7 protein-coding genes and 1 pseudogene are annotated in these 6,644 nt (G+C 59.0%); 3 read left to right on the top strand and 5 right to left on the bottom strand.

Annotated elements, in window-relative coordinates:
- Nucleotides 1-94: 94 nt before the first annotated feature.
- Nucleotides 95-201, top strand: a pseudogene (locus NKH33_RS26670) (helix-turn-helix transcriptional regulator); the annotation flags it as partial.
- A 258-nt stretch (nt 202-459) separates the two neighbouring features.
- Here NKH33_RS26670 and NKH33_RS26665 read toward each other — a convergent pair.
- Nucleotides 460-1,266, bottom strand: coding sequence for a class I SAM-dependent methyltransferase (locus tag NKH33_RS26665; protein WP_352542332.1), 807 nt, complete (start codon nt 1,264-1,266; stop codon nt 460-462).
- Nucleotides 1,260-1,700, bottom strand: a complete 441-nt coding sequence (locus tag NKH33_RS26660; RefSeq protein WP_502904340.1) for an RNA polymerase sigma factor — start codon at nt 1,698-1,700, stop codon at nt 1,260-1,262. Before NKH33_RS26660 ends, NKH33_RS26665 begins: the two co-directional genes overlap by 7 nt.
- Before the next feature lie 942 nt (nt 1,701-2,642).
- Here NKH33_RS26660 and NKH33_RS26655 point away from each other — a divergent pair.
- Nucleotides 2,643-3,299, top strand: coding sequence for a GHMP family kinase ATP-binding protein (locus NKH33_RS26655; protein WP_352542331.1), 657 nt, complete (start codon nt 2,643-2,645; stop codon nt 3,297-3,299).
- The gene (locus tag NKH33_RS26650; RefSeq protein WP_352542330.1) at nt 3,296-4,339 is read left to right on the top strand and encodes a cysteine synthase family protein; all 1,044 of its coding nucleotides are present in this window, start codon (nt 3,296-3,298) and stop codon (nt 4,337-4,339) included. The genes NKH33_RS26655 and NKH33_RS26650 overlap by 4 nt, the downstream gene beginning before the upstream one ends.
- Nucleotides 4,340-4,383: 44 nt before the next feature.
- Here the strand turns inward: NKH33_RS26650 and NKH33_RS26645 are convergent, their stop codons facing one another.
- The 3 genes from NKH33_RS26645 to NKH33_RS26635 form a co-directional block, all read right to left on the bottom strand.
- Nucleotides 4,384-5,115, bottom strand: coding sequence for an amino acid ABC transporter ATP-binding protein (locus NKH33_RS26645; RefSeq protein ID WP_352542329.1), 732 nt, complete (start codon nt 5,113-5,115; stop codon nt 4,384-4,386).
- Nucleotides 5,112-5,768, bottom strand: a complete 657-nt coding sequence (locus tag NKH33_RS26640; protein WP_352542328.1) for an amino acid ABC transporter permease — start codon at nt 5,766-5,768, stop codon at nt 5,112-5,114. Before NKH33_RS26640 ends, NKH33_RS26645 begins: the two co-directional genes overlap by 4 nt.
- A gap of 107 nt (nt 5,769-5,875) precedes the next feature.
- On the bottom strand, nt 5,876-6,622 hold the full coding sequence (locus NKH33_RS26635) for a substrate-binding periplasmic protein (RefSeq protein WP_352542327.1): 747 nt from the start codon (nt 6,620-6,622) through the stop codon (nt 5,876-5,878).
- Nucleotides 6,623-6,644 lie beyond the last annotated feature (22 nt).

The raw sequence follows: 6,644 nt of genomic DNA, 5'->3' as shown, positions 1-6,644 counted from the left end.
GCACCGTCATGTGTCCGCCGCTCCGCTAAACACGGGGGCTGCGCGGCGGACACGCCGACGTCAACGCAATGCCACGCCATTTTGCAGAACTTGACGCACACAACTAAAGCATCGCACGTACGGCACCGGACCTGCCTATCGGAAGTTGGGTGGTCGCGTGGTCTATGCCCCGCAAATCCGCAAGAATGGGCCGACAGGGGGTTGAAGTCATAGACCTCTGATCCGGGTGTCGGCCGCGGTTATCCGGCCAAGCCTACAGGTCGAGTGAAGTCCAGGAGGGGATAGCTTGTGCAACCTGCGGGTGGCGCATGACACTGTACTCGCAGGCGCCAGCGCCCGACATCGAGGGCGCGAGCTGCCCTCCGAAGGCAGAGGTCACAGGTGATGCGCCTGCCCACAGTAGCGATGATCGCCACCAGGGATGGCGTCGGGAACTTCGCGCTCTCAATCCGAATTGTGTTACTCGGGCCGTTCGGCAATAAAGAGAGTATCGGGGAGAAGCCCAAGACGCTCGCGATCGGCGGCAGGTATACGGTCTGAATTTATTCGAGCAACCGTAAAACCCGCGTCCTCGATACGCTCCTTGATATCGGGACCGTAGGCTCGCACGTGATCTGATCCGCCGAAGCGTTCGTCGCGCTCGCTCCGTGACATGGATGGCGTCGCTTCGAGCGTTTGACGATAGATAAGCGGTACTTGGATCCAGACCTGTCCTCCAGGCTTAAGGGATGACCAAACTTGCCGAAAGACATGCCGATCGTCAGGTACGTGCTCCATGACATGACACAAGACGACAATATCGAGATCGCTGATGCCGTTCATGTTCATTAGGTCAACCTGCACGGTATCGGGGCCGTACCGTCCGGGCTCAATATCGCCTTTAATGAGGTTGCCCGCCTGAGATAGTCTCTTTGAAAGCCCCTTTTCGCTCGGCGCAATCTGGAGAATTCTAAGCGGTCCCGCCGGAAGCCCGAGAAGCTTACGGTCTAGAGCACAAATCAAAAACCGCTCACGATCCAGGGCATGACAAAGCGGGCAAATAAGCGTGTATCCCCCGAAACGGTAAAAAGCCGCCACACCGCGATCGCAGGCATTGCAGTGATGAGCCTTCCTCGTCGGGAGTAGTGTCAGGGTGAGGGCTCTCAGCCAATCTCCGTACGAATCAAGTTTGCGTGTGACCCGCCGCGTTGTGATACGATCAGCATAGCTGCGAAAAAGAGATAGAAGTCGGCTTCCTCGAGCGTTGTTCCACGATGGTTTCAGCATGTTGGCCTTCTAAGATTTTTGACCCGAGGACCGATAATTAGCGCCCCCTGATGTAACGTCGAGTCAGCGGAGCAGCAGGAGATTCGCCCCGTCATGGCATCGACCGTGATATCGAGCAGACCGGCGATCTCAGCCAGCGGCTCGTCAAGCACATCCTTCAGGATAATGACGCTGCGCTGGAGGATCGGGAGTTCCGTAAAGCGAGACACCGCAGTTTGTATCGCTTCCTGAAGCATCAAAATCTTCACGGGGTCCGGAGCGGCGTCGACAACGACTTCAAGGGCCGCCTCGATAGGCTCTGCTGCGCGGATCGCACGGCTGCGCAGCAGGTCCGGCGCACGGCTATGGGCAATCCGGAAGAACCAGGGTCGCAGCTGCGGAATCTTGCACAACTGGTCGAGAGCAACGAGGGTTCGAGCAAAGATCCTGCACAACGTCTTCGCCGTCGACGACCGACCCCATGAGACGCGCGCAATAGCGGTGCAGTTCAGGCCGTAACGAGACGGCAAGGGTGACGAACCCGGTGAGGAACTCCTCCCGACTGCCGCGGTCCATGGTAGATCCTGCACCGATCAAGGCGTCGCCACCCTGTGCCTCCGTCATCACCACCGCTTCGACGACAAGAGATTCGTGCGCGACGATATGCAGGGCCGGTGAGGTCGCAATCGAACGCTCAAGCCGCCACGCAGCCTAGCCGCGCAAGACGCGCAGAGGCAAGGAGCTAAAGCGCCGACGCCTGGGTGAGGCCGCTATGGGCTATCGCCAGATCTCAGTATTGACTCAGGGTGAGCAGTCCAACCCTCCTTACAAGACCAATACTGAAAATACCGTGCATGGCCGCACTTGTTTCGGAATGGTTGGCCGCAAGACCAACGGTTCCCGAAACGAGTGCTGCTGTGTCTAGTCCAGTATTGGAGGCTCCAATTGGTGGGGCAATCTTGTCCGTATCTTTGCATGATGTGCTTGCCAATGGGACTACCGAGATTTGGCGAGTGACAGCACGGGTCAGTCGCACGCATCATCGCCCAATGCCATGGTGAGGAGATGATGCGGTGACCCAGACAAGCACACCGAGATCCGGCCAGCAGACACATTCGAGGAAGATCAACAAGGAGACTGTCACATGGCCTCTGGTGGTAGGAGTCGGTCGGGCACACGCCCATCACGGGGAATTCCTCCAAGGCGTCTTTGAAGCGGACAACGGACGGCTTTGTCGCGGACTCGTCACGCTTCCGCTGACGTCGCAAGGGTCGCTAGCGACCTTCTGGCCGGATGAACAAGATGGCATTCGGCCGCGACCCGCAAACCGGGTCAAAGCGGCGCGCGCGGCGGCCCTCACGCTCGAGCATGTCGGGGTAGCTGGCAGGGGGGGAGAATTGACGATCGAAAGCTCTATTCCGATAGGGCACGGCTACGGTTCCTCCACAGCAGACGTCATTGCCTCGATCCGCGCGGTCGCGGCTTCGGCGCGCGTCACGCTGCGCCAGTCAACTGTTGCGCGACTGGCCGTTGCCGCGGAAAGCGCAAGCGACGCCATCGCCTACTGCGACCAAGCTCTCCTCTTCGCTCACCGGGAAGGCCGTACAATCGAACATTTCGGAGGCGAGTTCCCGCCCTTTCTCGTGGTGGGTTTCAGGGACGGCAGTGCCCGACCGATCGACACGCTAGGCATGCGACGAGCACGCTACGACAGTGAGGAAATCGGGCTGTTCCGTGTTCTGCGGGGACTGGCGAACCGCTCCATCCGGCAACAAGATCCCCGCCTGCTTGGACGTGTCGCAACCATCAGCGCCAGTATCAGTCAGAAGCACCTGCCGAAGGCATCCTTCGACACCATTTTGGATATAGCGCGGGCGCATGACGCGTGCGGTGTGCAGGTGGCCCACAGCGGAACATTGATCGGCATCCTTCTGGATGCGACTGCGCCCAGGGCGGCCATGCGCGCTGCTGAGCTCGCAAGGCAGGTGAGCGGCACAGGTCTGCAAGGCGTCCATACGTTTGCCCTTAATGCCGAAACGAGGCTAATCCAGTGACCGCGGCGCAAGACTATTTACGCGCCTACGAGACGCCGCGTTTTGCCCAACTCGCACCTAACCTCAACGCCGCCTGCTTTTCCCTCATGAAGCTGATCCCCGCCCGGTTCATGGTCGATCAGGCGGAAGCGTCAGGGCGCCTCAGGCGGGAAGGTCACATCATCGAAACGACGTCGGGCACATTCGGCCTCGCCATCGCCATGCTGGCTGCGGCTCGTGGCTATGCGCTTATACTTGTCACGGCCTCCAGCCTCATCGACCTGAAACTCAGGCGGCGACTGGAACAACTTGGTGCCAAAGTCATGGCCATCGACGATCCTCAAGGAGACGGCAATCAGCGCGGTCGGCTCCAGTATCTTCAGCAGACCCTGCAAGATAGCCCGGGCACGTATTGGCCTCGGCAATACGACAATCCGGAAAACCGCCTTGCTTACGCGCGCCTGGCGGACCTCGTTGTTCGATCATTCGGCCGCATCGATTGCCTCGTCGGCTGCGTGGGCACTGGGGGATCGCTTTGTGGAACCGGAGGCTTCCTTCGTGAGCTCTTTCCTGATCTCAGGATGATTGCTGTCGATACCCACAGAAGCATGCTCTTTGGCCAGCCTGTCGGACGTCGCATGCTGCGCGGGCTCGGCAACAGCGTTTTGCCGGACAATGTTCGTCATGAGATGATCGACGATATTCATTGGGTGGGCGCATTGCCGGCCTACGCAATGGCGCATGGGCTGTTTCGCGATCACGGGCTGTTCATGGGGCCGACCAGCGGCGCCGCAGCCTTGGTCGGCGCCTGGTTCGCCAGGCACAATCCGGAAGCCTCCACCGTCGTGATAATGCCAGATGAAGGGCATCGTCATTCCGATACAGTCTACAACCCCGACTGGCTCGCCGGTTTGAAGCATTGGCCAATCTCCATTCCCCTTGAACCAACTGTTCTCACGCAAATTCGTCCGGCCGAAGAGACGGCATGGACGAGATTCCCTTGGAACCGCAGAACTTTAAACGCCGTCCTCGCGGGGGACGGCCTGTCCCCTACGCAGTGACAGGTCCGAACTGAGGCTAGGCGACAAACAACATCGGCCAGCAGTCACACAGGGTGCATGACCCGGTGAAGAAAATCCCTAGTGCGTTCGTGTCTCGGATTTCGAAGCAGTTCCTTGGCCGGACCTTGCTCAACGATCCGGCCGCCGTCGAGAAAGAGGACGCTGTCGGAAACCTCGCGGGCGAACTGAATTTCGTGCGTAACCACGAGCATGGTCATGTTCTCGTCTGCGAGCGCGCGCATGACCTGCAGGACCTCGCCGACCGTTTCCGGGTCAAGTGCGGAGGTGGGCTCGTCGAAAAGAATGGCCTGTGGGCGCATCGCCAGGGCACGGGCGATGGCCACGCGCTGCTGTTGACCCCCCGACAATGACGCGGGATAGGCATTCGTCTTGTCGGCCAACCCGACGCGATTGAGCAATGCCGTGGCCCGCTCCCGGACCTGGTTCCTATTTTCCTTCAGCACGTAGAGCGGCCCTTCCATGACATTTTCCAGGGCTGTGCGGTGCGGAAACAGGTTGAAACGTTGGAAAACCATGGAAACGCGGGTGCAGATGGCGTGAACCTGGGGCGAGGCGGCATCGACCACGGTGCCGTCGATACTGATGCGACCGCGCTGATAGGTCTCAAGCCCGTTCACACATCGCAGAAGCGTCGATTTGCCGGAACCCGAGGGCCCAATCAGACATACGACCTGTCCTTTGGCGATCTCGGCGTTGATTCCCTTGAGGACTTCGTGGGAGCCGAAGGACTTGTGCACGTTTTCAAAGGTGATCATCCCGCCGCCCCAAGATAGCTTTCGATTCTACGCATAAACAGGTTCAGCGGAACCGTCAGGCACAGGTAAAGCAGTGCCACCAAGGTAAAAACTGTCATGTTGTCGAATGTGGACGACGCAAGCATCTTGCCCTGCATGGTCAACTCCTGAACCGAAATCACCGAGACAAGCGAGGAGTCCTTCAGCAGCATGACCATATTGTTGGCGTAAGGCGGCAGGATGATCTTGAATGCCTGCGGCAGCACGACGCGGCGCATCATCAACGGACGCTTCATGCCGATCGATTTTGCCGCTTCGACCTGACCCTTATCGACCGCCTCGATGCCAGCCCGGAAGGTTTCCCCGAGATAGCAGGAGTGCGCCAGCCCCAGCCCGATCGTGCCAGCCTGGAGCGCAGTCAGGTTGATGCCGATCTCGGGCGCGACGAAGTAGATATAAAAGAGAACCACCAACAATGGTATGCCGCGCACGAAGTCGACAAGGAGCCGCGTCGGCACGGCGAGACAGCGTATCCCCGATGTCCTGAACAGCGCCCAAACAAGGCCGAGCGCCGTCGCAAGACACAGCGCAAGAAGGGTTATCATGACGGTCAGCCAAACGCCGTTAAGAAGAAGCGGCAGATATTCCGTTGCATGCGCGATGAATTTGGTCATGGCCGGCTTCCTCTTGGCACGTACCCCGGCCGTCAAAGCCGGTCATTCCGATGCGATCCTTTGGTCCTGCCAGCCGGCGCTTCTGTCGAGGTCAGTGCGGGTCGGCCTCAAAGGCCATATTTGGCAAATATTCGGCTTAATTCGCCGCTTTCCTTCAGCTTGGCGATGGAGGCATTCACCTTTTCGAGAAGCAGTGGATTTTCCTTGGCAACTGCCAACGCGACCTCGCCTTTTTTCATCGGCTGATAGCCGTCGACGAGGCGAACACCCAGGCCGGGATTCTTTGAAAGCTGATATGCGACGATCGGGGCGTCACCGAAACCGGCCTTGATGCGGCCCAGAACCACATCGCGCATCATGTCAGCGATTGAGTCGTAGAGCTTGACTTGACCGAAGACGCCAAGCGCTTCCAGAGCATCAGCGTAGGTCGAGCCGATCTGCGCCCCGACGGTCGCACCTCTGAGTTCCTCGATCGTGTAGTTTTTGCTATCGCCGGCAGCAACAAACATCGCCTCGCCATAGGCGTAAACCGGCGTGCTGAAATCGATTACCTGCTTTCGTTTGTCCGTTATGAACATGCTGGCGGAAATCAGATTGATTTTGTCGGTCGTCAGTGCCGGGATCAGGGCTGGAAAAGCGTTTATTTGAAAATCGGCGGTCGTGCCAAGGCTCGCGGCAATCGCACTTGCCAGATCGACCATCGCGCCTGTCGGCTTTTGGGTTGCGGTGTCGACAAACGTGAACGGCACTCCGGTTGGCGTGACGCCGACTCTGAGCGTTTCCTCAGCCATCGTCTGAGTTGCCATTGCGACACTGAGGGCTGCGAGCCAGCCGATGAGCGTTTTGTGAAGCATGGACATTCCCCTTACATCATGT

This window comes from Mesorhizobium sp. M1182 (assembly GCF_040318335.1).
GTDB lineage: Bacteria > Pseudomonadota > Alphaproteobacteria > Rhizobiales > Rhizobiaceae > Mesorhizobium.
The sequence above is the reverse complement of the archived record's forward strand: the minus strand, read 5'-3'. Positions and strand labels throughout refer to the sequence as shown.